24 protein-coding genes and 4 pseudogenes are annotated in these 25,502 nt (G+C 58.8%); 13 read left to right on the top strand and 15 right to left on the bottom strand.

The annotated features are described in order from the left end of the window. Positions 1 to 295 precede the first annotated feature (295 nt). From EFD56_RS27775 to EFD56_RS27745, 7 genes are all read right to left on the bottom strand, one after another. Positions 296 to 1,246 carry a class I SAM-dependent methyltransferase gene (locus EFD56_RS27775; RefSeq protein ID WP_245440646.1) on the bottom strand — a complete coding sequence of 317 codons (951 nt, stop codon included), beginning with the start codon at positions 1,244 to 1,246 and terminating at the stop codon, positions 296 to 298. 29 nt (positions 1,247 to 1,275) lie between these two features. Then, positions 1,276 to 2,283 (bottom strand): fatty acid desaturase family protein, encoded by a 1,008-nt coding sequence (locus EFD56_RS27770; protein WP_126906822.1) that lies wholly within the window; start codon positions 2,281 to 2,283, stop codon positions 1,276 to 1,278. A gap of 40 nt (positions 2,284 to 2,323) precedes the next feature. Then, a complete protein-coding gene (locus EFD56_RS27765) occupies positions 2,324 to 3,187 on the bottom strand; it encodes an FkbM family methyltransferase (protein WP_126906821.1) in 864 nt (287 codons plus the stop codon). 16 nt (positions 3,188 to 3,203) lie between these two features. Next, positions 3,204 to 3,845, bottom strand: a complete 642-nt coding sequence (locus tag EFD56_RS27760) for an FkbM family methyltransferase (RefSeq protein WP_225881641.1) — start codon at positions 3,843 to 3,845, stop codon at positions 3,204 to 3,206. A gap of 110 nt (positions 3,846 to 3,955) precedes the next feature. After that, positions 3,956 to 4,738, bottom strand: coding sequence for a class I SAM-dependent methyltransferase (locus EFD56_RS27755; RefSeq protein ID WP_126906819.1), 783 nt, complete (start codon positions 4,736 to 4,738; stop codon positions 3,956 to 3,958). Positions 4,739 to 4,740: 2 nt separating this feature from the next. After that, on the bottom strand, positions 4,741 to 6,072 hold the full coding sequence (locus EFD56_RS27750) for a glycosyltransferase family 2 protein (RefSeq protein WP_126906818.1): 1,332 nt from the start codon (positions 6,070 to 6,072) through the stop codon (positions 4,741 to 4,743). 4 nt (positions 6,073 to 6,076) lie between these two features. Then, positions 6,077 to 7,063, bottom strand: coding sequence for a lysylphosphatidylglycerol synthase transmembrane domain-containing protein (locus EFD56_RS27745; RefSeq protein WP_245440645.1), 987 nt, complete (start codon positions 7,061 to 7,063; stop codon positions 6,077 to 6,079). Between the two features lie 229 nt (positions 7,064 to 7,292). Here EFD56_RS27745 and EFD56_RS33285 point away from each other — a divergent pair. Continuing rightward, a pseudogene (locus tag EFD56_RS33285) lies at positions 7,293 to 7,709 on the top strand (hypothetical protein); the annotation flags it as partial. A 460-nt stretch (positions 7,710 to 8,169) separates the two neighbouring features. Here EFD56_RS33285 and EFD56_RS27735 read toward each other — a convergent pair. Then, the gene (locus EFD56_RS27735) at positions 8,170 to 9,255 is read right to left on the bottom strand and encodes a glycosyltransferase family protein (protein WP_126906817.1); all 1,086 of its coding nucleotides are present in this window, start codon (positions 9,253 to 9,255) and stop codon (positions 8,170 to 8,172) included. A 528-nt stretch (positions 9,256 to 9,783) separates the two neighbouring features. Here EFD56_RS27735 and EFD56_RS33745 point away from each other — a divergent pair. Together EFD56_RS33745 and EFD56_RS27725 are read left to right on the top strand one after the other, a co-directional pair. Then, positions 9,784 to 9,888: pseudogene (locus EFD56_RS33745) on the top strand (DapH/DapD/GlmU-related protein); the annotation flags it as partial. A gap of 44 nt (positions 9,889 to 9,932) precedes the next feature. After that, a complete protein-coding gene (locus EFD56_RS27725; RefSeq protein WP_126906815.1) occupies positions 9,933 to 10,832 on the top strand; it encodes a hypothetical protein in 900 nt (299 codons plus the stop codon). Here EFD56_RS27725 and EFD56_RS32800 read toward each other — a convergent pair. Next, a complete protein-coding gene (locus EFD56_RS32800; protein WP_164736868.1) occupies positions 10,822 to 10,998 on the bottom strand; it encodes a hypothetical protein in 177 nt (58 codons plus the stop codon). The two genes, EFD56_RS27725 and EFD56_RS32800, sit on opposite strands and share 11 nt — an antisense overlap. 538 nt (positions 10,999 to 11,536) lie before the next feature. Here EFD56_RS32800 and EFD56_RS27720 point away from each other — a divergent pair. From EFD56_RS27720 to EFD56_RS27690, 7 genes and pseudogenes are all read left to right on the top strand, one after another. Continuing rightward, positions 11,537 to 11,791, top strand: coding sequence for a DUF7940 domain-containing protein (locus EFD56_RS27720; protein ID WP_126906814.1), 255 nt, complete (start codon positions 11,537 to 11,539; stop codon positions 11,789 to 11,791). Next, positions 11,766 to 12,229: pseudogene (locus tag EFD56_RS27715) on the top strand (lysozyme). Before EFD56_RS27720 ends, EFD56_RS27715 begins: the two are co-directional and overlap by 26 nt. Beyond that, complete coding sequence (locus tag EFD56_RS27710) at positions 12,229 to 12,591, top strand: hypothetical protein (protein WP_126906813.1); 363 nt, start codon at positions 12,229 to 12,231, stop codon at positions 12,589 to 12,591. The pseudogene EFD56_RS27715 and the gene EFD56_RS27710 overlap by 1 nt, the downstream one beginning before the upstream one ends. A 4-nt stretch (positions 12,592 to 12,595) precedes the next feature. Continuing rightward, the gene (locus tag EFD56_RS27705; RefSeq protein ID WP_126906827.1) at positions 12,596 to 12,823 is read left to right on the top strand and encodes a hypothetical protein; all 228 of its coding nucleotides are present in this window, start codon (positions 12,596 to 12,598) and stop codon (positions 12,821 to 12,823) included. Beyond that, positions 12,823 to 14,666 (top strand): annotated as a pseudogene (locus EFD56_RS27700) (hypothetical protein). The gene EFD56_RS27705 and the pseudogene EFD56_RS27700 overlap by 1 nt, the downstream one beginning before the upstream one ends. A 12-nt stretch (positions 14,667 to 14,678) precedes the next feature. After that, positions 14,679 to 15,107 carry a DUF1515 domain-containing protein gene (locus EFD56_RS27695; protein ID WP_126906812.1) on the top strand — a complete coding sequence of 143 codons (429 nt, stop codon included), beginning with the start codon at positions 14,679 to 14,681 and terminating at the stop codon, positions 15,105 to 15,107. Positions 15,108 to 15,299: 192 nt separating this feature from the next. Continuing rightward, entirely contained in the window at positions 15,300 to 15,485 is a 186-nt protein-coding gene (locus tag EFD56_RS27690) for a hypothetical protein (protein WP_004669502.1), read from the top strand. A gap of 278 nt (positions 15,486 to 15,763) precedes the next feature. Here the strand turns inward: EFD56_RS27690 and EFD56_RS27685 are convergent, their stop codons facing one another. Both EFD56_RS27685 and EFD56_RS27680 read right to left on the bottom strand, forming a co-directional pair. After that, the gene (locus EFD56_RS27685; RefSeq protein WP_010009857.1) at positions 15,764 to 15,964 is read right to left on the bottom strand and encodes a hypothetical protein; all 201 of its coding nucleotides are present in this window, start codon (positions 15,962 to 15,964) and stop codon (positions 15,764 to 15,766) included. 449 nt (positions 15,965 to 16,413) lie between these two features. Further along, positions 16,414 to 17,919: a DegQ family serine endoprotease gene (locus EFD56_RS27680; RefSeq protein ID WP_126906811.1), complete on the bottom strand. Its 1,506-nt coding sequence runs from the start codon at positions 17,917 to 17,919 to the stop codon at positions 16,414 to 16,416. A gap of 491 nt (positions 17,920 to 18,410) precedes the next feature. On the opposite strand from EFD56_RS27680, the gene EFD56_RS27675 reads away from it, so the two are divergent. Both EFD56_RS27675 and EFD56_RS27670 read left to right on the top strand, forming a co-directional pair. Continuing rightward, positions 18,411 to 19,448 (top strand): LacI family DNA-binding transcriptional regulator, encoded by a 1,038-nt coding sequence (locus EFD56_RS27675; RefSeq protein WP_126906826.1) that lies wholly within the window; start codon positions 18,411 to 18,413, stop codon positions 19,446 to 19,448. 102 nt (positions 19,449 to 19,550) lie between these two features. Then, positions 19,551 to 20,471: a LysR family transcriptional regulator gene (locus EFD56_RS27670; RefSeq protein ID WP_126906810.1), complete on the top strand. Its 921-nt coding sequence runs from the start codon at positions 19,551 to 19,553 to the stop codon at positions 20,469 to 20,471. An 18-nt stretch (positions 20,472 to 20,489) separates the two neighbouring features. Here EFD56_RS27670 and EFD56_RS27665 read toward each other — a convergent pair whose 3' ends face one another. Both EFD56_RS27665 and EFD56_RS27660 read right to left on the bottom strand, forming a co-directional pair. Continuing rightward, positions 20,490 to 21,443 (bottom strand): NmrA/HSCARG family protein, encoded by a 954-nt coding sequence (locus EFD56_RS27665; RefSeq protein WP_126906809.1) that lies wholly within the window; start codon positions 21,441 to 21,443, stop codon positions 20,490 to 20,492. Positions 21,444 to 21,765: 322 nt separating this feature from the next. Then, complete coding sequence (locus tag EFD56_RS27660) at positions 21,766 to 23,646, bottom strand: PBP1A family penicillin-binding protein (RefSeq protein ID WP_245440647.1); 1,881 nt, start codon at positions 23,644 to 23,646, stop codon at positions 21,766 to 21,768. Between the two features lie 22 nt (positions 23,647 to 23,668). On the opposite strand from EFD56_RS27660, the gene EFD56_RS33275 reads away from it, so the two are divergent. Beyond that, complete coding sequence (locus tag EFD56_RS33275) at positions 23,669 to 24,001, top strand: hypothetical protein (RefSeq protein ID WP_225882796.1); 333 nt, start codon at positions 23,669 to 23,671, stop codon at positions 23,999 to 24,001. Between the two features lie 163 nt (positions 24,002 to 24,164). On the opposite strand, the gene EFD56_RS27655 is transcribed toward EFD56_RS33275, so the two are convergent. Beyond that, the gene (locus EFD56_RS27655; RefSeq protein WP_126906825.1) at positions 24,165 to 24,806 is read right to left on the bottom strand and encodes a peroxiredoxin-like family protein; all 642 of its coding nucleotides are present in this window, start codon (positions 24,804 to 24,806) and stop codon (positions 24,165 to 24,167) included. A 345-nt stretch (positions 24,807 to 25,151) separates the two neighbouring features. Continuing rightward, positions 25,152 to 25,484 carry a GYD domain-containing protein gene (locus EFD56_RS27650; RefSeq protein ID WP_126906807.1) on the bottom strand — a complete coding sequence of 111 codons (333 nt, stop codon included), beginning with the start codon at positions 25,482 to 25,484 and terminating at the stop codon, positions 25,152 to 25,154. Positions 25,485 to 25,502: the final 18 nt, after the last annotated feature.

Raw genomic sequence — 25,502 nt, 5'->3', positions numbered from 1 at the left:
CCGACGTTCTTGCCCGCATCGCTGATACGTCGATTACCAGGCTGGAGCAGTTGCTTCCGTGGAATTGGACGCCGCCGACCGTCAACGCTCAAGCGGCCTGACCTGCGGCCTTCACCGGAGGCTTACGGCGATTGGACCATCGACAAGCCTTCATCTCTCGTCAGTCCCCGGAACGACCCCTTCCGCCGGCCAGGTCATCGATCCGGCCATGGAACACGCTGACGACCGATCTCGGTAACGAAATCAACGACGAGCCGGATTTGCCTCCATGCAAAACGAGGCCAGATATGGCCGGCTATACCTTCCTCGATACTGCCTGTTGGTTTGACGTCCTCACCTTCATCGCGATAGCGGCGGCATCAAGAAAAGCAAAGGCCGCAATCAAAGGTATATTCTTCACAGCGAAAAGCTTCGTTAAGGAAGTTTTCCAGCCGAAGCGGGCCTGCGCAGCCCCCTGAAGGGAGTAAACCCAGATCAACGGCGCTGGAAGACTGCGTTGGGATTCGACAGCCAATCCCACTCTGTTCAGGAGTTCGGCAAGACGCTCAAAATTGTAAAGGTTCAAATGCCGCGGGAAATAATATCCCCCCCACGCACCGCCCGCGAAGAGCCGCCTGTCCCAGCCGTCGGTGTTGGGAGTTTCGATCAATAACCGGCCATCTTTCGCCAAGGCGCGGACGAGACGCCGCAAGCTCTCTTCCGGTTCCCAAAGGTGCTCTATGAGCTGGAGCATGACGATGAGATCGAAGGGCTGCGCCGGCAATTCCGCCGCTTCAAGCGGCGCCTCGATCACACCTATGTTCTGGCTTTCCAGAGCGGCACGCGTTTCAACCGGGAAATGCCAATCCAGACCGAAAAGTTCGAGATCGGGACGTGCCTGGCGAAGTGCAATCAAAAGTTCGCCATTGCCGCATCCCACATCGAGCACCCTTGCCCGCAGAGGGAGATGCGCGACAACGCTCTTCAGGCGCTTTCGATTGACGATTGTCTTTATTCGACCAAGAAGGTTTGCCCGGCCCTGAAATCTGTTGGAGAAGGTGCCGTAATTGGCCGGGTACATCAAAGACAGCTCGGTGATGTCGGGTCTCGGATTGAGATAGAAATGACCGCATCCATCGCATCGGACGTAGCTGAAGGTGTCTTCACTGCCGTGATAGATGTAGTCGCGGCCAGTAGCGGCAACGGTGGAGCTGTCGCTGCCGCAACAGCCGCACGTTGTGGGGGTCGATCTTATATGAGTTGTCACTTGAGAGTTCATATTGTCGCGTTCGATACCTAGAGAGCCAACGCATCTTGCACCGAATCCGAGAAATCGTCGTTCCTGCGATTTCTCGAGAGTCGGATGAATTTTGCAAAACCGCTGCGCTGCAGGCACCCCGGAAAATGCTCGTAGAATCCGCCGTCGAGCAGGTGCCTATGAAGTTTTGCGAGATTGTGCTGCGGAACGGCGGGAAAAAGATGGTGTTCGATGTGATAGTTGAAATTCGCCTGGTACATCAGCCATTTCTCAAACCAATTGGGGACTGTCGTCCGGGCCAGCGGCATCATGGCCCGCTCCCGTCCGTCCTGGTAAAGCGGATAGTCCTCGGGCTGATGCTCGGCAATGGTGCGCACGATATTCAGGGCGATTGCCACGGCAGCAATGGGATAGCCCCATAAAAAAATGTAAAGATACCAGCGGCCTGCGGCAATGCAGAGTGCAACCAGCAAGCCGTTGAAGATGATGGTCACCATCGGTGCCAGCCAGGAAGGCGACAGCGAGTTCCCCGATGCTTTCTTTCGAGCCAGACCACCATATTTGTCAGCCGCCAGCCACACACCCATACCACCGCTCAGCGCCTTTATCATGACCCACGCGAGCGCCCGGAAGCCCTTAATCGGCTCGCGGTAGGGGTAACCATCCGCATCCTTCTCTGTACCGAGATGTGCATGGTGGCTCATGTGGCGTAGTCGATAGGCGCCGACCGACATCCCGACCGGCGCGGCAAAGAACATATCGCACCAGATATCGTTCTTACGGCGGCTGGAGAAGAGATGGAAATGCGACGCCTCGTGAACCCAAAGCAACATGCCCTGCGTTGCTGCGGAGTTAATCAGGAACGGCAGCCACAGGAGCCACCAAGGGCCGAGGAGCGCGATCGCCCAAGAGGTCACAATCTGAATCCAGATCATCGTGGTCGCCACGATAATTGCGCGCGGTTGAGGCTGTTTCAACGATTCAAGGAAGCTCGAGTCGACAAGCCTTCTCGCTACCTTCATGCATTCATTGAACTGCGCATCCATGCAGTGACCTATCCTATCCGTCCGATAGCCCGCGAAGAAGTTATCTACCTTCCTTTGAGCTCTTGCTCCTAACCAGCACATTCATGCCGCCACCTTCCGGTATCATCGCGCGTACTTTGTCGGTGTCTTCGGGCAGCTTCCTGCCGGATGCCATTTCACCGATCTCGTAGCCGCCCTCCCAGAGTAGCTCCAACAATCTGTCGAAGTCTCCGGGGTTGTCAGCATAAACATAGGGAGCCAATTCAAGCATTATGCGCGGCTGGAACTTTTTAAGAGTCGCCGTCGCCCCACGTAGAACCGCAAGCTCATTTCCGTCGACGTCAAGTTTGATGAAATCGACCTTGCCGACCCCAAGATCCCGCAGTGTTTCGTCCAGGGTGCCGAGCCGCGCGCCCTGTGTCGACATGAGGCGGCCGTGGTGTTCGCTATGCAAATCTTCAGCAACTTCCAGCGGCCAGCTTGAATAGACCGCTTCGGGCATCGCTTCGGCCGCACTTGCCATAAGCATCATCTGGTGAGCGTCGATTCGCTGGGCGAGCGTCGGGTTGAGCGAAATATTGGCTTTCTGTTTCGCAAATGCATGAGCGGTCGGCTCGAAGGAGATTACCCTGCCGGCTCCGCCCACCAATTGCGCCAGGGGCAATGTATGAGAACCCACATTGGCGCCGATGTCGAGGACGATGTCTCCATCCTTGATCAGCTCTTTATACCTGTCGAGCGTTCTGACCTCGAATCCGCCCAAGAGGTAGATCGCGAAATCGACACCGTCTCTGAGGTCCAGCGACCAATTTACTCCCCGGCGTTTCGCGATCGCGGTGGCGGGTAGGCCAACGCAACCCCGGACGAACAAGACAGCTTTGGATAGAGTGCGAGCAATCAGGATTTTGTTGCTGGTGGATAACATTGTCCTCAGGTCGCCTCTAAATGGTTTTGTGATTGGCGGGCGCTCTTCTTGCAACGATCAGATTGCAATATTGGGCCGCGTTATTTGGATCAAGGCTCTCGTGATTGAAAGCAGTGCCAGGTGGATCCGCTATGTTGTGGAACTCGAAATTCAGCATCGTCAGAAATCTGGTGAGCTCGGACGGGTTCACCGAGGCTTTCGACAAGCCGTAAGGCCAGAACTCCATGAATACCCGAATGTCGTGATTCTCCCGCAGCACCCGCTCGGCACCCTGCAGAACGCTCAACTCGTATCCCTGAACATCGATTTTGATAAAATCGACCCGCTGCCCCGGCGAAAAGTAATCATCCAGCTTCACCAATGGGACGTCGATGCTCACTCGGCCGTCGCCACTATCAAATGTTCGGTGATCGACATTCAGCTCGGACGAAACATACAGCCTTGTGGTGCCGCTGGCCGCTCCGACCGCGGCGTGCTGCAGCGATACATTCGACAAGCCGCTTACCGTCGCTTCAAGCTTTTCGAAGTTCGCCGGCGCCGGCTCGAAGGCATGCACATGGCCGGTCGCTCCCGTCAGAGCGGAGAACATGCGGGTGTATATTCCGATATTTGCACCGATATCTGTGACAATCATGCCCGGCGAAATCATCTCGCGCATCAGTGCGCGCTCCCGCCGTTCTGAAACTGCCTTCCATACGGAATAGAGAGGGTAATAAAGGGGATAACAATGTCGATAGAGCCAATCGGCCAGACGTAGCAAAACCATCCCTACACCTCTTCCTTTGACGTGAGGCGGGCCGTGAAGAATGAGGCGAACACCTTGGGCAGCGCGGTGCCTATTGCTCTGTCGAGCTTGAAGTAAGGCTTATAAGCCCAGCCAGGCACGGGAAACTTCCTCGATATCCCGCCTGTCACCATATAGGAGAGCGAGGTGAAATAGCTGACCCTCGTCTTCTCGAGGCTATAGCAATCTGCAAGCTCAGCGAGCCAGTCCGGCCGCTGGAAGAAGATCATATGCGGCATAGCTTGATTTGAGGTCGAAAGAGGACCCTGAACGGTGTCCAGCACCGGGCGGCGGATACTGAAATCCACCGGCTCATGATGGAGAAGTTTATACATCGGGTAGGATAGCCAAGACAAATAGGGTTCCGTCACGTACACCCTGCCGCCTTTTGCGAGCTTGCGCGTCGCCCCGCGGAGGAAGGCGAGGGGATCCTTCAGGTGATGCAGAACATTGGTCATAGTAATCACATCGACGCTGTGGTCTGCAATGTCAGGCAACCTCGCGATCTCGTGGCAATCGAAGACAAAGTCCAGATAGTCCAACTTCAGCACATCGGAGGTGATGACATTCGGCAGGAAGCGCTTGAGAGGCGACGTTCCGCTTCCGATTTCCAGAACGGTATTCGTGGCAATATCCGGTTCCTGTCGAAACATCTCCTGGTAGAGCTCACCATACCAGTGCATCAGGTTCGGATTCGCGCTCAGCCGCTCGCGATTTGCCAGCGTCTGAGCAAGATCGGCGTCATAGAGAGTGCTTTCGGATTCCATCGTCAGAGAAACTTTATTCGTCTTGCCGCAAAAACCAGCATGGCCAACAGGATGGCACCGTGGCGCCAGCGCGAGATGTTCGTTTCGCCGTAGAGCCTTTCACGATAGCTGATCGGAACCTCGACGATCTTAAGTCCCATCCGCGCGGCACCGAAGATCAGGTCGAAATCACCAAAGGGATCGAAATCACCGAAGTAGGATCTGTTTGCCTGAAGCTTCAGATAATTGGAGCGGCTGATCACCTTGGTTCCGCATAGGGTGTCTTTGTATCTCTGGCCAAGAACGAAGGAGAAAGCCAATGCGAAAAACTTGTTGCCCAGGAGGTTGAAGAAACGCATCGCCTCCTTTTCCATGGGATAGACCAGGCGAGTGCCGTTGATGAACTCGCCTTTCCCGTCCTTGATGGCATTGTAGAATTTGGGCAAATCCTCGGGCGGGACCGTCATGTCCGCGTCAAGAATCATCAAGACGTCCTTTGTAGCCAGCGAAAAACCTTTCCTGACGGCGTCGCCTTTTCCCTTGCCATCCTGCTGGTCAATCAGGATGGTGCGTTCGCCGCCATAACGCTGCTGCACCTCCTGGATCGCCTTCCAGGTCGCGTCGGTTGAATTGCCTTCGATAAAAATGAGTTCATCATCCGGCCCCATAACCGGCAGTCGCTTGACGATATCCTCGATATTTCCTGCTTCGTTTCTCGCCGGAACGACAATTGACACCGACGGCTCGGCCTTCGACGCGCCATAGCTGATCGGCCTCGCAATCGCGATGTTGAGAAGGCAGAGCGTTCGAAGAAGCGGAAGAGGAGCAAGGCAACGGTTAACAAAGCCACTGATAAGCGGGATGTAAACCGGGATTAGGACCTTCTGGTCCAGTCGTATCAACTCGAAGTCTTCAAGCGTCAGAAGATTCTGGACGTCTTCATGAGCAAGCCAATTCGATTCAGGAACCCGCCGGCGCAGACCGAGCTTGGATGCCAGAGTCGCAAGCGGCCGCCACATGCTGCTGTAATAGGTAAGCACAAGCCGTGTCTCTTGCGAGCACAATGCACGTGCCTGAGCCAACATGCTCTGTATGTCTCGTTCGTAGTGGATGAGGCCGCTGATGATCAGGTAATCAGGTTTGTTGTCAGCGACGTTTTCGATTTTAACGACCTTATGCTCGTCAAATTCATTCACAGATTCCGCCGGTTGCGCACTCGAGCGAAATGCGACCTTGCCCTGAGGAAATTTACCGACCAGAAGCGGCGTCGTCGGATCGATCTCGACCACAGAATTCTGGCTTAAGACAAACAGTCCAATGTACTTTCTCAAAAGAGAATAGAAATAATCCTTCACAGAGCTACCTCAGGGCTAAGCGGTTCAATCGCCAATGTCCCAGAATGAGGGCTGCTGGCACGACGTAGACCACGAAAAAGAGAAAATGAACGGCCGTTGCCAGGAGCAACCCCTCCGAGGGTGAACGCCCCAGTAGTACGAATGCCGAAACGACGGATGCGTGGAAGGTACCGACGCCGGATGGCGCAGCTGGGATCATCAGGCCCAAGCCGCCGGCGAACAACACGAACAACGACTCTTGGTAACTCAGAGCGACGCCGACAAAACGGCCGACGCAGATATACGCAAGCGCATATGCCGAAAGCCACAGAACCAGGGTCAGAACGGCAGGAACGATGGTCACCGAAAGAGATAGGCTTCGTGCGGAATTTCGGATGAAATAGATAATGTGACGGTCAAAGAAATCCTGCAGTCGCACGAGACCGAAGACGGGTCGCAATATCGGGACAAGCCGATCGCTGAAATACCTTACGAGAACTGCCGAGAGAAATATCCCAGCTATTGCACCAAACATGATGACCAGAAGAACATTTCGGTATTCAGAATTCAGCGTGTGGCTCAGCAAGACCAACGAAAATATACCGACAGAAATGATCGTCACCAGGTCGACCATTTTTTCGATCAGGAGCTTACCAAGAGCGTCGGCGTAGGGCACAGTCGCGACTACACGGCTGTAATGCACACGTAAGAGGTCTCCGCCTCTCGCGGGAAGGAACATGTTGGTGCCCAGGCCGAGCAGGGAGGCCATGAGGGACGTTCCGTAACCGATCCTGCCGTCCAGCAGCAGTCGCCATCGCACCGCATAACCCACAGCAATGCCGAAGGTGACAAGCATAAACCACAGGAGCGATGTTACGGATATTCCGCTACGAAAAATGCGGACAGCTTCCTGCCAATCCACTGCCTTTAGCAGGAATATCAGGAAGAGAAGACTTATTGCCGAGGCTATAAGCATCTGCAGGCGTTTATGATTAAAGAGGCCGCGTAACACGTTTGCTGAAGTTCTCTTTCGAAGCGGCGGCGCCGTTGGACCGCAAGGTCTTCGCTCTGCTCGGATCGCTGCCCCTAACATACTACAACAATCAGGAGCAACCCTTGAACTCTCGCTTTCACAGGAGTTGCTGTCGAAACCGCGCTCGACCTTAGCCGGTGACCCGTTCCCTTTTGATTCTCAGCCAATTGTCCCGCATCGCCGGGCCTTTTCACTTTGGAGACAATGAATGCCCAGAAATCCATCAACCGGCGTCTATTCGAAACCCGCCGGCACGACACCATCCGTCGGCCAGGTCATCGACCCGGCGCCATGGAACGCGCTGACGACCGATCTCGGCAACGAAATCACCAACTCGCTGCCGCGCGACGGCTCGGCGCCGATGGCCGCGCCGCTCAAGGCCGCAAGCGGCACGGTTTCGGCGCCAGGCGTCGGCTTCGCCTCGAACCCGCAGACCGGGATCTATCTCAAGGGCAGCGGTCTGCTGGGTTTCACCCAGAACGGCGTCGACGCCGTCTTCAATAAAGCCTCGGTCTATGCGGCGAAGTCGGGCGATTACACCGCGCTTGCGTCCGACGACAACGCTGTCCACCGCTTCACCGCGGCCGCCACGCTCACCCTGACCGCAGCGGCAACGCTCGGCGCCCGCCAACGACATGCAGCCAGTTGGCGCTCCAGCCGGGATTGCTACCGAAATTTATTGGGTGCTTGCGGTTAATTCTGCGGCAAATTCAGCCGGCGAGCTTGGCGTGGGGGCTGATGTTGTCACATCTCCCGTTGCAGTCTTCAATGTCAACGCGGGCAACACGGCACAAGCGGGCCGCGTATCTGCTCGCAACCGATCGCGATCAACGGGGATTGTAAACTTTTATGCCATCACGTCGGTCGGTAGCGTATCGTATACATTGCGATCAACCGGCTTTAACGACAATACCGTACCGCGCCTGAATGGAGCTTGATCATGACGATGGTGTACGAGGGGAGCATCAAAGTCAAAGGTCATCGAGAACAGCAGCTGATGATAACATGGTAGGTCCGGCGGGCATGAAAATCCAGTCAAAATCAAAGCGCTAGAGAATAGGTAAGCCATCAAAAAGATCCGCCGTTTACCGGCAGAGTTGCGTAAAACTCTCCCATTGAGCCTCTTTGCTGTATCGGCTCTTGATCATCATGTTGCCAGCTGCCGCGATTTCTCTCAGTCTGGTTTGGTCGGAGAGTGCGGTGCGAATTGATGCCACTGCCGACTGCGCATTGCCGTAGGTCACTATGGTGGTACCGTCGATCATTCCATTGGGGTAGTTGCCCGCGTCGGAGATCATCAGAGCACCGCAGCCTAACGCTTCCCAGCAGCGCATGTTGCCTCGATCGGAACCGGCCATGTCGACAGCTCCGTTCAAGACGATTTTTGCTTGCGAGATTCCGCGATACAGGTCGCGCCCGAAAACAGGCGGACGGGAAACCGCGCGAATGCCCTTAGGACGCCGGTGATCATTGAGGGGCAAGAGCCATCCCAGAGGGCTTTCAGCAAGTCGCGTAAGGCGAGATCGGTCCAAGTGGTAGACAACCCGAAAATCCTTGCGAAGCTCGGAGACCGCCTCAAGAATTTCCGCGCGCCTGCTATGATGGCGGCTATATCCTCCGACAAATAAAATATCGATCGGGCGGCTGCTGTTCGACGCATAGCTGTCCATTGCGAGGTCATGGGATGGCGCCATGTACTCTGCCCGCCATCCGCGGCCTCTGTAGCTCTCTATGATCGTTGGAAAATTGCAGACAAGAAGATCATAAGCACCCAGATCGACGTTTCCTGAAGGCGCCGCTCGCCAAGCTATCGACCTTTTTACCGTTCCCGGCAACTTTCTGACGAACTCATTGCCGTATCGAATAGGATCAAGATTGTAGAAAATCTCAGTGCGGTGATCCTCGATTTGGCTAAGCAGTATTTGCTCCAACGCCGTGGAGGCTGGAAGGCCATGCTCCTGGGCCCAAAATCGCTGCGTAATGGGATCGTCACCGGTTGTGAAGAATGCATCACTACTTCCGTCGACCACTGTCTTAAGCAGGTGGCACGCGCCGAACGAATCCGAGAGAAAAATCTGCCGTCTTTCGGAAAAAGCATTCGCTGATGCTGCAAGCTTATTGAGTCGGTGCATATATGCAGGGTATAGGCCAAAATTCTGAAAGACGCGCATTACTTAACCGATGTGGTGGCTCGCAGTTGAACCCGCCTACCATTAAAACCAGTCGTTGGCGATAATGATCTTTCCAGTTGAGACGGTAAGGGCGGCAAAGTGTTTTCAAGTCTGATATTAACTGCTCGCGAAAAGCTTTTAGCAAGCCTTGTCACTTCTGCCGCTAGGAGGGACGCAGTCCTTGGCATGTCCACCAAGTTGAGTTCCGAAGGCAGAGTCTTCAACATCCGCAATGACCGATCGGCGATCCAAGTGGGCGCCAACGGAACGATCCGCGGCGAACTTTTAACCTTCGGTTTCGGAGGGAGGATCGAGATCGGTGAATGGTTTTACCTCGGCCCGATGTCAACAATCTGGTCAGCGAGTGAAGTCATCATCGGCGATAGGGTTCTCGTATCGCATTCGGTCGCAATTCATGACAGCGACAGCCACCCGACCGATCCGCAGATGCGCTTCGCGCAGACAAAGCAAATTCTAACCAGTGGGCATCCGCGCGATAATCCCGGGGTAAAGACGACGCCGGTACGTATCGGAAATGATGTGTGGATTGGCATGGGTGCAATCATTCTGAAAGGCGTGACAATTGGTGATCGTGCGATTATTGGAGCCCGATCAGTTGTGAAGACAGACGTTCCTACGGATGGTTTTGTGCCATCCCCTACAAGCGAGCCAAATCCATGAAGACCCGCCTTCGTCGCAAATTTCGTGACTTTGCCTTTCAGGCACGACGGCTCATTGGCTTGGAAAAACTACTTGTTCTGCAGGGTGAGACCCGCGGGCATCAGATAGCCCAGAGAGACGCCTTGGACACTCTGGCTGAGGCCGAGTTTTCGGTATTTTCCCAATGGGGAGAGGACGGGATTATCTCTTGGCTAGTGGATACGATCCAACCACCCGTCACAAACTTCGTTGAATTCGGCGTAGAGGATTATCGCGAGAGCAACACGCGGTATTTGCTAACTTCGCGCTACTGGTCAGGCTTGATTATCGACGGCTCCGAAGACAACATCTCCTCCATTCGATCTGATGACATCGCCTACAAATATGATCTGCAAACCCGGGCGGCATTTATCAACCGCGACAATATCGCTGAGTTGATCTCGTCGGCAGGGTTTGTCGGGGGACTAGGGTTACTCAGCGTCGACATCGATGGCGTCGATTACTGGGTGCTTGAGAAAATTCGCGAGAGGGCCGCAATTGTTGTCGTGGAATACAACCATATCTTTGGAGATGCGCCGGTAAGTGTACCTTACGATCAGTCCTTTGTCAGATTGAGCAAGCACTACTCCGGGATGTATTGGGGCGCATCTTTGACTGCATTCCGGCACCTTCTTGAAGAGAGGGGTTACGAATTTATCGGCACCAATCGGGCCGGTACCAACGCCTTCTTTATCGACAGCATTTACTCCGGAAAGCTGCATAATAAACTGACCCGACGCCACGAATGGCCATGTCGCATGCGAGAGGTTCGCAACCGGGACGGCAGCCTCGCCTTTAAAACATACAACGAGGCTAAAAATTTGTTGAATGGCCTTCCGGTCGTAAACGTGACGACGGGCGAAACTGTCACTCTGTAGTTGTCGCCTGATCACGGACCCACCCGCCCAAATCTTCATCCAGGCTGCTGGCGACGATGTCTAAGATTCGGTTTAAAATTGGCTTCAGCGCCTCGACATCGCGCGCCTGCTCAATTTCTTCCCGGAGCTGCAATACTGTCGCCTTCTGTTGTTCAAGCGTTTGCATTTACTCTCTACAATCTTCTCTAGACATTAGCCATCAATACCGACGCTGTTAGATTAATTCCGGTCCGCCACTGTAGGGCCCTGGAGTCGGTATTTCTCTTCTCGCGCGGAGGCTTTGGCTCGCAGTGGCTGCGTGAGGGACATTTCAATTGCCATTAGCAACCATATAAACGCGTTTTTCACAGCGAAACCTCAACCTCGGCATAATTGGTGATTGGTCGTCCCTACCGCCTCCGAGAGCGAAAGGCAATCGACCCAGATACTAAAGAATGGTGGGAGAGACAGGTCAAAGAACAAGGTACTCTCAGCCGAGTCCCGCAGCCGGTGAAGATCATAAAAAGCGGGGTCATATTACCTCCAACAAAATCACCAACAGAGGCAACGGAATCCTCAAGCCGATTCCGCGTTCAATACACGCGTTCTAGTGTCCTTTAACGTTGGGGGGCATTAACCCACATCGTTGAAATCTCGACTCGCACTCGTCTCCACCCAGAAGGCGGGTGCTTTTTCATATGCTCACACAACCCGGAGCCCACCCCATGCTCGTCCACAACTGGCGCGCGGTGCTGCGGCGCGCCTGGAGCGTCCGTCTGATGGCGTTGGCGCTCATCTTCATCATCCTCGAGCCGGTCATCAATTTCGTCGCCGGCACCTGGATACCTCGCAACGTCTACATCCAGTTCGGCATGTCGATCATGACCGGCCTGCTCACCGCGGCGGCGATTGTCGCGCGCATCGTCTTTCAACAGCAAATCTCAGGAGAACTGAATGGCAAACCGCCTTCAGAAGGGTAGCGCTGCGGCTGCCATGGCCGTGGCGCTCGTCGGCAGCTTCGAAGGGCTGCGGCAGAATGCCTATCCGGATCCGGCGACCGGGGGCAGCCCTGGACGATCTGTTATGGCAGCACCAATGGGGTGAAGCCCGGGGATCGCAGAACGGTGGAGCAGTGCAAGGCGCTGCTGGCGCTGGAGCTTCAGACCTATGCGCGCGGCATCGAAAGCTGTGTGCGCGTGCCGCTGCCGGATGCGCGTTTCGTGGCGCTGACCTCGTTTGCCTACAATGTCGGCGTCAAGGCGACCTGCGGTTCGAGCGCGGTCCGGCTGATCAATCAGGGCAGGACGGCCGAGGGCTGCGAGGCGCTGTTGAAGTGGAACCGCGCGGCCGGCATCACCTTTCCTGGCCTGACGCGCCGCCGGCAGAAGGAACGCGCCTTCTGCCTGGAGGGCGCCTGATGTTCGGCCTCCTCGATACGCTGAAGATGGGCGCCGGCATCGCCGCCGGGCTGTTTCTCTATCACCTCTATGCCGTTGCGATCGGCTTTCCCTCCGCAGAGCGCCAGGCGCGCGCCGGTTATGTCGTGCTGGCCGAGAAGGCTGCCGCCGAAGCGAGGGCCGACGAAATGGAGCGCCAGCGTGATGCGGCGGCCCGCGCCGGCGAAGAGCATCGCAAGCGGCTGCAGGCGGCCAAGGCCGCAGAGAAGACCGCCAGGGACACATTGGAAAACGAGATCCGATCCTATGAACTCGAGCTTTCGCAAAAGAACCGCGCTTGTGCTGTCACTGCTGCTGATCGTCAGTGGCTGCTCCGCCACTGAGCGGCTGAACCAGGCGGCGGCTGCCAAGGGGAGGGCGACGGCCGGCCTCGTGCTGCCGCCGCTGCCCGACGATTTGAGAAGGCAGGAAGCGCATGCGCCTGTCCTCGACGGCGAGCCGCTGATTGCAATCCTCGCCCGTGAGCGCCTGGCGCTCGACCGCGCCAATGCCCGCCAGGGGTGCACAGTCGAATTCTACGACGAACTCACCAGCCGATATGGAACACGCCGATGATGATGAACGCCATTTCGCTTGCCCTTGCCAATCCGCTGCTGAGCGGGACGGGCGGCAATGCGGGAGATCCCGACCGCTACATGTTCTTTGCCACCCGCAACCGCATGCCGTCGGGCGGCATCGTCACCGCCGCCGCCGGCACAAATTATGTCTGCACCAAGATCGTCGTTTGCACGCCGTCCTATAAGACGCGAACCTTCCGCTTTCACCTTTCCGGCTTCGCTTCGACGGAGGGCGGAAACTCGCCGCAGGAAACCGTCGTCACCGGCACGATCGGCGCGCCCGGCAATTCGGTTATCGCCGATGCCATGTTCATCCGCGTTGCCGGCACTTCTACCAATGCAGCTTCGGCGGCTCGAACACGGTGACGGTCGCCGACCAGACGAACGGCGCCTGGACGGACGAGCTGACCATTCCCGATGTCGCGCCGGAAAGCGACATCGAAATCTGGCTGTTTTATCACACCGCCGTCGGCGACAAGATCTGGCCGGTCTACCGCATCCAGAAACATCGCGGCGAACGTGTCTGGGGTGCCGGCGATCTCGCCACGCTGCTGGCCTTCAAGGATACGCCGCTCGCCGACAGCACCGCCGCCCTCGATGTGAGCTATGGCCAGCAGGCGCAGCCGCAATATTGGGGGGCCGATTTCATGGTCGCCAAGGGCGACTGGGACGGAAGGCCGGTCGCCCTCGGTTTCGTCGACAGCATCGGCGAGGCGCGCCAGGAATATTCTTCCGCCGCCGACAGCCGCGGCAATCTCGGCTGGTTGCGCCGCTGGCTCGACAAGGACGGCGGCGCCGGACGCATTCCGCATTGCCTGATCGGCATGCCCGGCGCCGGATCGGTGCGCGAATATACCGGATCCGGGTCATCCATCGCAACGCGGCGAAGGGATGTCATCCGCGAGATCAAGGCGTTCAACGGCAACAAGCTGCCCTTCACCGTCATCGCCAACCAGATGGGGCAGAACGATACCTCGACATCCTACAGCACCTGGTTCAATACGAATTACAGGGCCCTGGTCGGGCGCCTCCGGACGGAATATGCCGGCATCAACATTGTGGCGTTCCCGCCGATCGGCCGCACCGTGACGACGCGCACCGTCACCTTGACCTCTGTCGGAACGGTGGTCACTGCGACGATTTCTTCCGGCACTAACGGTCTGGTGTCGGGTCAGACGGTGACGATCGCGGGCGCGACGCAAACCGAGTACAACGGAAATGTCGTCATCACAGTCACAGGCTCGACGACCTTCACATATAGCTTCGCGGGATCGGCAACTTCGCCGGCAACAGGCTCGATCACGACGAGCAACCTGTATCTGCAGGCATCTTTCCAGAGCTATTCGGCAAACAACACCTGGCCGGCTGACGGAACCGATGCATCGGGCAAATGGCGTCTGCATGACGATATCATGGTGGCGCGGACGTCCGCATGCTGCGACGCTGCGATCGACACCTATTCTGCGTGGGCGTCCGGTGTGAAGGGCGGCGCCTGGCCGGGCATGTTGGAGCTTGCCAGCACGACCGTCACCACGCAGGCAGGGACAGACGGTGTTGCAACCTATTCGACGATCGAGGTCGCGGATGCGAGCGTCTTTCGCCCCGAGCAGGAGATCAACACCTATGCCGGACCCGATGGCATGGCGCGGATTTCGACCACGACAATCGCAAGTATCGCCGGCAATGTCCTGACGATATCGCCGGTACGTGCTGCGGTGCTGCCGGTCGGGTCCGTCGTGCGGCCGAGCGTGACGTCTGACGGCGTGCACCCGTACCCGGTTATGGTCGACCGCATCGCCGCCGGCATTGCGCAATCCGAAAAGCTGAAATTCAATTCGTAACAGGGTGCCGATATGACATCGAACGACGATATCCTGCGCGCGCTCGGGCGCGTGGAGGGCCGGCTGACTGGCATCGAGGAAAATATGGCGCTGCTGCGCCAGGAGATGGGCGACGAAAAAGCCAACGCCCATGATTCCAGGGCTGTGATCCACAAGCGCCTCGACGAGCAGGCAAGGCAGATCGCCCATCTCGACACGAGGGTGGCGATCAGCGGCGGCGCCGATGCGCAGATTCGCGCCGAGATCGGGACGCTCAAGGAAACCGTCGAGAAGAACCAGGAGACGGTCGGCCCGGCGCTCGAGGAGTGGAAACGGATGAAATTGATCGGCTACGGCATTTCAGGGCTGATCGCCTTTGCCGGCCTGACGACCGGCGGGATTGTCGCCTATGCCAGCGACGGCGCCGTTGCGGCGCTCAGGCATTGGTTGAAGATCAGTTGAGCAAGATCATCAATCCCGGTGCTCGCAATCCAGCAGGTGACGGGACATTCGCAAGTAAACGCAGCAAAGCTCCACGCATCCGATGTGATATATTGCTGCAGCCGAAGCTCAACCAACATATTTCGAAATTTTAGCATTTGCTAACGAACCAAACTGCCGCCTGTTTGTTATCCTCTTCAGGAGGAAATAGACATGAAGAGCATGAACAATCGCCAAGTTCGCATTCCTGGTCCGCGGGAGCATGACGTTGCGGAGCATTGCCGCAAATTTGGCATTGGACCGGCGGAGGAGAAGAAGCTGAAGAAGCTGCTTGGGTCACACGCGCCATTGCACGAGATCCAGGCCAATGCGCCGCCGCGTCAGCCGAAATGGCGGTAACGTGCTGTCTGTACTTCCCAGGACGGAAGGAAACCCCGGCAGCGACAAATTGCGTGGCCAAATTATACTCGGGCTGCGCGACTATGGGTAACGGAATATTTCCGAAGCGAGAAATAAGTTAGGAAATACTCCGCCATTTAAGTATCTCGGCCGGGAACTTCCGGAACGAACCGGTGTTTCGATTGCAGGGCCGCGTGGCAGGTTTTCGTCTCCTGTGTACCCCTGCTACCCCTGCAGGCGCTGCGCGGCCCACTGATATTTCCCCCAACGCCGCCCCTTTAAGAGCGCAACTCGCGCGACAGCATCAGAATGTAATCATCGGCAATATCGGCGACCACCATGGCCGCTTCCGCCGGCGCAAAGCCCCAGGCGGCGGCCTCGGCGACGATCTTCATCACATGCGGTTCAAGCGCCTCGCGGCAGTCGGACAGCGTTTCGACATGCGGGCATTCGGCACGAAATTCCACGACATTGCTCATGGCATACCCTCCGTTTGATATGTTACGCCCTTCTGTATGAAGCCGGTCTCTCCTGGGAAAGGCGGGCTCTCCCGGGAAAGGCGGGCTAGGGGTCCGGTAAGCAGTTCCGGACATTTAGCAATCGTGAAAATACGATGGCACAGGGCGGCACGCTTTCAAGCTGATGCTGATATTAAGGTAAGCCGGTAGGGTTAATTCGCCAGGCGGCTGCTTGCCGTCCATTCGCGTGCCTGTCCGCTAATGACGCAACCCTTTGTTTCCTTGTCGCTTTCCGGCACGGAAAATGGGCGGCCCGGCCGGATTTTCGCGCAAAATCTCCGAATTTACCATAGCAACGGCGGCCATCGCTCGGAGACGGGCAGCCTTGTGCCGGGGCCGGACAGAGACAAGGAAAGCCCGCTTGCACGGGCTTCCGATCTCCGTTTCGGATGTCGCAACGCGCGGCCGCCTCAGGCTGCGGCAAAGGGCACGGCGACAAAGGTCTTTTGACCATCGCGTTCGATGAGCAGCAGCACCGATTTGCGGCCGGCCTTGCCGGCTTCGGCGATCGCGGCCTTGACGTCGCGGGCATTGTGCACCGGCCGGTCGTTGACCGAGACGATGACGTCGCCCGACTGGATGCCGGCGGCCGCCGCCGACTTATCCGGCTTGACGCTGGCGACCACGGCGCCGCTGACGGAGCGCGGCAGGTCGAGCTGCTGGCGCACATCCGGCGTCAGATCGGCAAGGCTGATGCCGAGGCTCGGCTCGCCGGAGGCCTGGCCCTGCCTATCCGGGTTTTCGGCCGCGGCCTGTTTCTGGCCGCCGGCATTGGCGCCGACGGTGACGTTGAGCTCGATCGTCTTGCCGTCGCGCCAGAGGCCAAGCGATTCCCGCGTGCCCGGCGAAAGATCGGCGACGAGCCGCGACAGGTCTTTCGGCGTCTTGACGGCCTCGCCGCCGACCGAGGTGACGATATCGCCGGGTTTCAGGCCGGCCGCTGCGGCCGGGGTATCGGCGGAGACGGCGGCCACCAGCGCCCCGCCTGTTTTGTCGAGACCGACGGCATCGGCGACGTCCTTGGTAACCGGCTGGATCTGCACGCCGAGATAGCCGTGGTCGATCGAGCCGTTCTTCTCGAGCTTGGCGACGATCTCCTTCGCCTCATCGGAGGGAATGGCGAAGCCGACGCCGACGCTGCCGCCGTTCGGCGAATAGATGGCGGTGTTGATGCCGACCACCTTGCCTTCGCGGTCGACCAGCGGGCCGCCCGAATTGCCGTGGTTGATCGGCGCATCGATCTGGATGAAATCGTCATAGGGCCCGCTATGCAGGTCGCGGCCGCGCGCCGAGACGATGCCCGCCGTCACCGTCGTGCCGATGCCGAAGGGATTGCCGATCGCCAGGATCTGGTCGCCGAGCTTCAGCCGGTCGGAATCGCCCCAGGCGATGGTCTGCAGCGGCTTGCCGGCGGCGATCTTCAGGACGGCGACATCGGATTTCGGGTCGGTGCCGATCAGCTTGGCCGGCAGTTCGGTGCCGTCGTCGAGCGTCACCTTGATGTCGAGCGCATTGTCGATGACATGATTGTTGGTGACGATGACGCCGTCGGGGCTGATGATGAAGCCGGAGCCGAGCGCCATCGCATGCTGCGAGGGTTTTTGCTGCGGCGCCTGGCGCGGCAGCGGAATGCCCTGATCCTCGAAGAACTGGCGGAACTGCTCATCCATCGGCGAGTCCTGCTGGCCGGCGCTGACGTCGGTCGCTTTGACCGTCGTGGTGATGGTGACGACGGCCGGCTTGTCGGCATCGACGATCGCGGCGAACGAGCCGCTTGCGGCAAGGATGCCGCCGGTATCGGAGGGGGCAGCCAGCGCGGTGGAGCTGTTGGTCGCAAAGGGCAGGCAGGCCGCGCCGGCGATGATGGCGGCTCCGACAAGCGCTGCGGTGCGGTGTTTGAGGAGGATGTGTGACATGGCGATAATCCCTTGGGCGGTCGCCCCTTGGAAGAAGATTGGCTTTTGATGGCGTCGTGGTTCCATGTCATGGGACCTGGCGTCGAATGGCGGATGGCGCCAATTCTCGGGGACACGCGCAGTCGTCGGGGGCGGCGGCCTGGCGAATGGAAGAATTCGCGCTTGCCGATTCATATGATCCCGCCGGACCGATTTACAAATTAAATATCGATCATGTTTGTATTGCCGATTTGTAAGGTTTCTCTTGGGTTTAACCCTGCTTTTCGAGAGGGCTGCGGCCAGCGGCATAGGCCGGCCGCTTCCGTCCGGCGTCATGGATAGTGGTCTTATGGCCGCCGATTCGGCGCCCGTAATTCGCCGGCAAATGATGCTGAGCCTGCCGGAACATGTCGCGACGATCAGATGTTAGTAGACTCTAAATTATTTCTTCTTCAGAAAGTAATGAGGGAGAATCGGCGGTGGTCGAGTCCCGTGATGGCAGACGGGGGACGATGAGCAAGTCGGCGGAGTGGGGGAGGAAGCCCAGGCGCGACGCGCCTGTGAAGCTGAGCGATGTGGCCAAGAAGGTGGGCGTCAGCCCGATCACCATTTCTCGCGCGCTGCGCAATCCCGAAATCGTCTCCGAGGATCTGCGCGAGGAGATCCTGCGTGCGGTCGAGGAGATGGGCTATATTCCCAATCTTGCCGCCCGGGCGCTGGCCGGCCGCCACAACGGCATCGTCGCCGTCATCACGCCGGCCCTGCACCAATACGGCTTTACCGACCTGATGGTCGGTATTGAGGATCGTTTCCGCGACACCGATCTCACCGTGCAATATTCCAACACGCTGCACCATGCCGAGGGCGAGGCCGGCCTGCTGAAATCATTCCTGACGCAGAAGCCGGCCGGCGTCATCATTGCCGGCGCCGAATCCTACCGCGATCTTCTGCCGCTGATCGACAAAGCTGCCTGTCCCATCGCCCATGTCACCGATCTCAGCCAGGAGCCGCAGAAGCTGGTCGTCGGGCTCGATCATTATACGGCAGGGGCCGAACCCACCCGCTTCCTGTTGTCGAGAGGCTATAGCAGGATCGCCTTCTTCGGCCGCGGCGCCGATGTCCGCTCGCGCCGGCGGATCGAAGGCTATGAGGCGGTGATGCGGCAAGCCGCGCGCTTCGATCCCGATCTCATTATCGGCGGCGATGCGCCAAGCCGCACCGGCCTCGGCAGGGAGCTGTTTGCCCGCCTGCTCGAGCGCGTGCCCGATGTCGATGCGGTCTTCGCCCAGAGCGACGAACTGGCGCTCGGCGTCCTCATCGAATGCAAGGCGCGCGGCATCCGCGTCCCGGAGGAGCTCGGCATCTGCGGTTTCAATGATCTGGAATTCTCCGCCTTCGTCGAGCCGTCGCTGACGACGGTGTATATCCCGCGTCAGGACATCGGCTACCGCGTCGCCGACATGCTGCTGCGCGCCATCCGCGACGAACCGCCTGATGAAGACCGGGTCGACTGCGGTTTTTCGATCATTGCACGCGGTTCGACACGGTAATTGTTGCGACACCGTGACAACGGATATGGCGCCGAGCCTTGCTGCCAGGCACGGTCGGGATTATTCCGTCGACGGACGAAATAACGATGGCTGTGCTGAAAAATGGATAAGGGCGGACTGGGTTTCGACAGGATGCGCACCTTTGTCCGCGTCGCCGAGCGCGGCAACCTGTCGATGGTCGCAAAGGAGCTGGGCATCGGCCAATCGACCGTGACGCGGCACCTCAACGAGCTTGAGGAGGCCGTCGGCGTGGCCCTCCTCAGCCGCACCACGCGTCGCGTCACCCTGACGGAAGAAGGCAGTCGCTATTATACCAACTGCCTTCAGATATTGCGCCTGGTCGAACAGGCTGCAGAAGAAGCCAGAGCTGCACGTCAGGCGCCGGCTGGCGCGGTGCGCCTTTCCTGTACGGCAGCGCTCGGCGTCATGCATGTCACGCGCATGATCTTCGACTTCCAGGACCGGCATCCCGATATCCGCGTCGACCTCAATCTCACGGACGAGCGTATCGACCTGGTGCGCGAGGGCGTCGACGTGGCGCTGCGCCTTGGACCGCTCGCCGACAGCTCAATGAAACTGCATGCGGTCGGAAAGAGCCAGCGGCTGCTGGTCAGCGCTCCGGCCTATCTGTCCGCCCGTGGACGGCCGGAGCGTCCGGCCGATCTGTCACGCTACGAAACCATCGTGATGTCCAATGTGGCAGGCAGCAATCAACTCCTTCTTTCCGCTTCCGATGGCACCAGCCTGGTCGTTCCGGTCAGCGGCCGGCTGCGCGTCGACCACGGACTTGCGGCGCGCGAAGCCCTTGCCGCCGGACGCGGCATCGGCCCGACCCATCTCTGGCTGGTTCACGATCTGCTGGACGATGGCCGGCTCGAGGTGGTGCTCGGGGACTATCGGCCGTCGCCGGTTCCGGTGAGCTTGCTGATCGTGCCGGAGCGTGCAGCCATTGCCCGCGTTCGCCTGCTCGTCGACTTTCTTGCCGCCGAGATCGCCAAACTGCCGGGAATCCGGCCATCGTAGTTTTGTGCGAGACGAGCTTCAGCCTCCGAAAGACCGCTTGTCGCCGCGCCAGCCCGACGTCCGCAGAAATTGCTCCCAGTTGAGCGTCTCCGGCGCCAGGCGACGGCTCCATTCGAGATCGTGCTCCTTGCCGAAATAACCGTACTCGACAGCATATTCGACCATTCCGAGAAGCTCTCGAACGAAAAATTCGTTGGCGGCAAACTCCGGAAAATAGGCGAGCAGCCCGTCCCTGGTGAAAGCATTGCGATACACGGCCTTGATGCCGGTCACGCGTTGAAAGGTTTCGACCATCTGCCGCGGCGAAATGATATCGCCGACGACCGGCAGTGTTTTGCCGTTATAGCGCTCGGGGTTTGAGAAGATCTCGAGGACGACAGGTCCGGTCGCCGTCAGCGGATCGACGAAAGGTGCGGCGAAATCTTCAGGAAGATAAATCGGCAGGAGCAGGGTGTCGCCTTCCATGCGCGGCGCATAATATTCGAGAAGGTTGGTGTAGAAGAATGCCAGCATGATGAAGGAATGCGAGACCGGCAGGCCGCGAATGTGATCTGCAACCCGCGCCTTGTCGGTGAAGTGCGGCGCATATTTCGTCCCGCCGGTGATCTTGTCGACATTCTCGAGCGTGCTGAAAACAATGTGCTGAACGCCGGCCTCGACGGCTGCATCCGCCAATTGCCGCCCGAGAGGCGCCTCGATTGTCTCCGGCGGGGCGATCGGCGGCGTCATCAGAAACGCGCCATCCGCGCCCTTGAAGGCAGCAACGAGGTCGTTCTGGCGGCCAAGTTCGAGCGGGATCGTGACGATCTCGGCGCCGAGTGTCTCGAGACGCAAGGCTTCCGGCGACTCCTTTCTGCGCGTGAAAGCACGGACGCGGAAGCGCTGGCTTTCAAGAAGTGTCGTAACGACGCTGCGCCCCTGTTTGCTCGTTGCACCTGTTACCGCGATCAACGGCTTGTTGTCTGTAGACATGGTTTTCATCCTTTCCCTGTCGCTCGCGCCGACCAGGACGGCGGGCGTGTTCGCAAGGCCCGGGCGAGGGGTTCATGCCGATCGCCTGCCTCGACGGTGGGCACTCTATCGAAACAGGATTTATGGCTGTAGACGGCAGAAATGCATAAGATAATGCCATTTTATGGATAAGTGGGTGCGGGCCACGCGCCGATACAAGTCGGCAGTCGGTCGCGGACCTGACCGTCCAAACGCGCGCGGAGGGTGAGCGGCCGAACAAGTCGTTCGGCGGCGTTGTTATCGTCAGGCAAGCATGGCGGGTCTCATCTCCCGCCGAACCACATCACTTTTCGCAGAGCCGTCGGCCGCCGGAATATGGCTGGTAGGTACAATCGGATGGGCGGAAAGAGCGGTAGCTGCGCGAGCAGGCGGTGATGTTGCAGGACTGCGGCGCGCCTTGACCCTCATCTGCGGTTTCGGCCGATCGCACGCCGTTCAGCGTTGCTTCGCTCGTCGCCTCGCGCATGAAGTCCCGCCAGATATGCGCCGGCAGGCCGCCGCCCGTCACCCCCTTCATCGGCGCGTCATCATCATTGCCAACCCAGACGCCGACAACGAGTGCGTCCGTGAAGCCGACGAACCAGGCATCACGATTGTCCTGGCTCGTGCCGGTCTTGCCGGCCGCAAACGTGCCGGGATCGGCGCCGCGTCCGGTGCCGCGCTCGACTACCAGCTGCAGGAGGCCGAGGAGATCGGACTGGTAGGAGGAGAGATCGACATCCGGCTTTGATTGTGAGCCAACGCGAAACGTCTTCGGCTGCCCTGCCGCCTGGAAGTCGATGATGCCCCAGGGCTTGACGGGTGCCCTGCCGAGTTGGACGGAGGCATAGGCGCTGGTGAGGTTGAGCAGATTGACCTCGGAGGTGCCGAGCGCCAAAGACGGCGTGTTGGCGAGTGGCGCATCGATGCCGAGTTCGCGCGCGGCGGCAATCACATTGTCCAGGCCGACCTCTTGGGCAAGCGCCACGGACGCGGCATTGAGCGAGCGCGCGAAAGCCTCGGCAAGCGTCACCCAGCCGCTATAGTTGCCGCCGGAATTTTCCGGCGACCAGCCGTCAATGTCGATCGGCGCGTCCATAACCTGGTCGGAAAGAGTGAACCCGGCCTTCAAGGCTGCGTAATAGACGAACAGCTTGAAGGTGGAACCCGGCTGGCGCATGGCGGTGACCGCGCGGTTGAACTGGCTGGCCTTATAGTCGCGCCCGCCAACCATCGCGACGACCGCGCCGTCGGGCGTCATCGCAACCAAGGCGGCTTGCGATGCGCCGACCGTCTTTCCCTCACCGTCCAGAGCTTTTTTCACGATCCGTTCGGCGCTCTGCTGCAGCTGCGGCACCAGCGTGGTGCGCACGGTGGTCGAACCCGGCGAGGCGCCGGCGATTTCGCTCGCCTGCGGCGAAATCCAGTCGGCAAACCAGCTTCCGGAGCGCGGCGTGGGCGTCGTCGGGTGCAGCTTGGCAAAGCTCGTCTTGGCCTCCGCCGCCTCCAGCGCGGTGATCTTGCCATTGGCCGCCATCGCGTCGAGAACGACCATGGTGCGCTGTCGCGCGCCTTCGAAATTGTCGATCGGATTCCACTGGCTCGGCGCCCGCAGCAATCCCGCCAGCATCGCCGACTCCGGCAGGTCGAGCGCTCCGATGTCCTTGTTGAAATAGATGCGCGCGGCGGCGGGCATGCCGGTGGCGCCGGCGCCAAGATAGACGCTGTTGAGATAGCGGGTCAGGATTTCCGCCTTGCCGAGCTTCCACTCCAGCCAGAAGGCGATGACGACCTCCTGTATCTTTCGTTTTATGGTTCGGTCGCTGTCGAGATATTGCAGCTTGATGAGCTGCTGGGTGATGGTGCTGCCGCCTTCCACCACCGAGCCGGCCTCCAGGTTCCGCAGAAGCGCTCTCCCCATGCCCCTGGGATCGATGCCGAAATGATCCATGAACCGGCGATCCTCGATCGAGAGGACAGCATCGATCAGATGCGGCGGAAACTGGTCGTATCGGGCATATGGTCCTTGATAAGGTCCTTGTCTAACCAACGGCGCACCGTCGGCCGTTTCCAGCACGACGACCGGCTTTAACGTTCCGTCCCGGATTTCGCTCCAGGGCACGTCTTTCAGGGCCCACACCAGCACGCTTGCGACGAAGAGGCAGACAAGCAAGGCCGATCCCAAAGCGAATTTGCGCCATCCGGCGATGCGCCATGCGCTTTGTCGGCTTTCACGCGGGCTTGAGCGCCGATCGCGAATCCGGCGTCCGGCTCTGGCCAAAGCCGTCGTCATCCATGTCAGGGGAGCCGACGCCATTCCAGGCCGTATCCTTCTGAATTTCGCCCCCCAAGACAAGGCGGCCGTCCTGATCTTTGCCAAGGCAGAACTTGCCTGCACATCCTGGCGTATCGCCCGCAATAGAGTTCTGGCCGCCTGCCTGGTCTGGTCGAAGGAGCCATGGGGCGGCTGCGGCTCGACGCCTTGGCCGGTTCCCGGCGAATCCGAGGCGGCGGCCGGCGCTGCCGACTCCAGGTTCTGATTGCCACCCGAACTCGAACTGCTAACGCTTTCACCTGAGGATTCGGGAGAATGGGGCATCGATTACCGCTAAAAAGGCCACGCAGCATCAGCTTTATAGCCGGGTGATGCCGCGTGTTCCACCGCAAAAGGCCCCGGCGGACTGCTGCCATGAGAATGACAGCTTAAAGGGCTATTTCTGAAGCGACCGAGATCAATTCCTGGGAGTTCGGTCCCTTGAATGTCTGGAGCCCAGCCTCCAGAACTTCCGTGAAGCTCCAGCGCACGATGCCCTCGCGGTCGATGAGGAACTGACCGACAAGCTGTCCATGGTCGGCAGTCATCATCTGCTGATCGGCGTCCGTAATCTGATAGCCTTCCTTCTCGTTGAGAAATTCATCCATTGCCATCACGCTCATCGGCTCGGGCAATTCGCCAGGAAGATCGAGCCGTAGCGCCATGACCGTGTCGATCCCGACCTCGCGCAAGCCGAAGGCTTGGTGCGAAGCTCGTACCGGGTCGGAAGCCGCCAGAAGATCGGGCATCGGATGGTAACGGAAATAGAGCCGCGCGCGTTCGACCGGGGTGTTGACAACAGCCAGGGATTGGACGCCTTTCTCACGCAGCGTCGGGTTGAGATATGCCATGGCCGCGACATGGCGCCGGCAGAACGGACAATGCAGGCCTCGAAACAAACCGATCAACAACGGGCTGTGGCCGCGAAAATCATCGAGCGCGATCTTCCCCTCGCGCGAGATCGCATCAAGCACCACGTTCGGGACCCGGTCGCCCGGTTGTAGCGGATGGTCGACAGAGCGCGTGGACATGGACAACCTCCTCGCTCAAGAATCAGTCGAGAAAAGGCGCCACGCTAGGTATCTGGAGGTCCGGATTGAGCGTTGACCTGACCTCTCGCTTACCGCACGCCAGGATCTAAGCTGAGAATGAGCCCACATTGGCCCGCGGGCAAGCGGCAAACGGCGAATCGTGAATTGAAAAAGGCCGTTTCTGCGAAACTCTGATTTTCTTGGCGCCGTAAAGTCCCCCAGCGCAAATGTGTTCAACTGCTGTTTAGTCGCAAGCCTTCCAAGCCGAATGCAAGATTTGTGTCAACCACGAACTGGCAGCGGATCGAACATCCGCTGCCAGAGATGATCCAACGAGTGGTCTGCTTATCTTGCAGGGGCTTTGTAGGCAGATGCAATTTTGCCCGCCTTTTCTTGGGCGGCCTTGAATTCCGCACCCGTGTATGCTCGCACGGTTTTGATATTCGATACTGCTCCCGATGCGCCGACGACAAGAAGTGCGGGGATCAGATCAACACCGTCGGGGAATTCCGCGATTATCATCCAGTCAGTTTCGCCGGTCGTGACGTAGAAAGAATGCTGTTTCCCGCCTGCTGCTTCCATGATGGCACGGGCCGCCGCTTCCCGGTCCGATGGATCGGCGATCATTCCCTTCGCTGCCGTGGCTGAATAACACCCTGTGATTACGAACAGTGGCATAGGACATCCTCCCTCACT

It is taken from the genome of Rhizobium phaseoli, from assembly GCF_003985125.1.
GTDB lineage: Bacteria > Pseudomonadota > Alphaproteobacteria > Rhizobiales > Rhizobiaceae > Rhizobium > Rhizobium phaseoli.
This window is presented reverse-complemented; position numbering and strand designations above follow the sequence as displayed.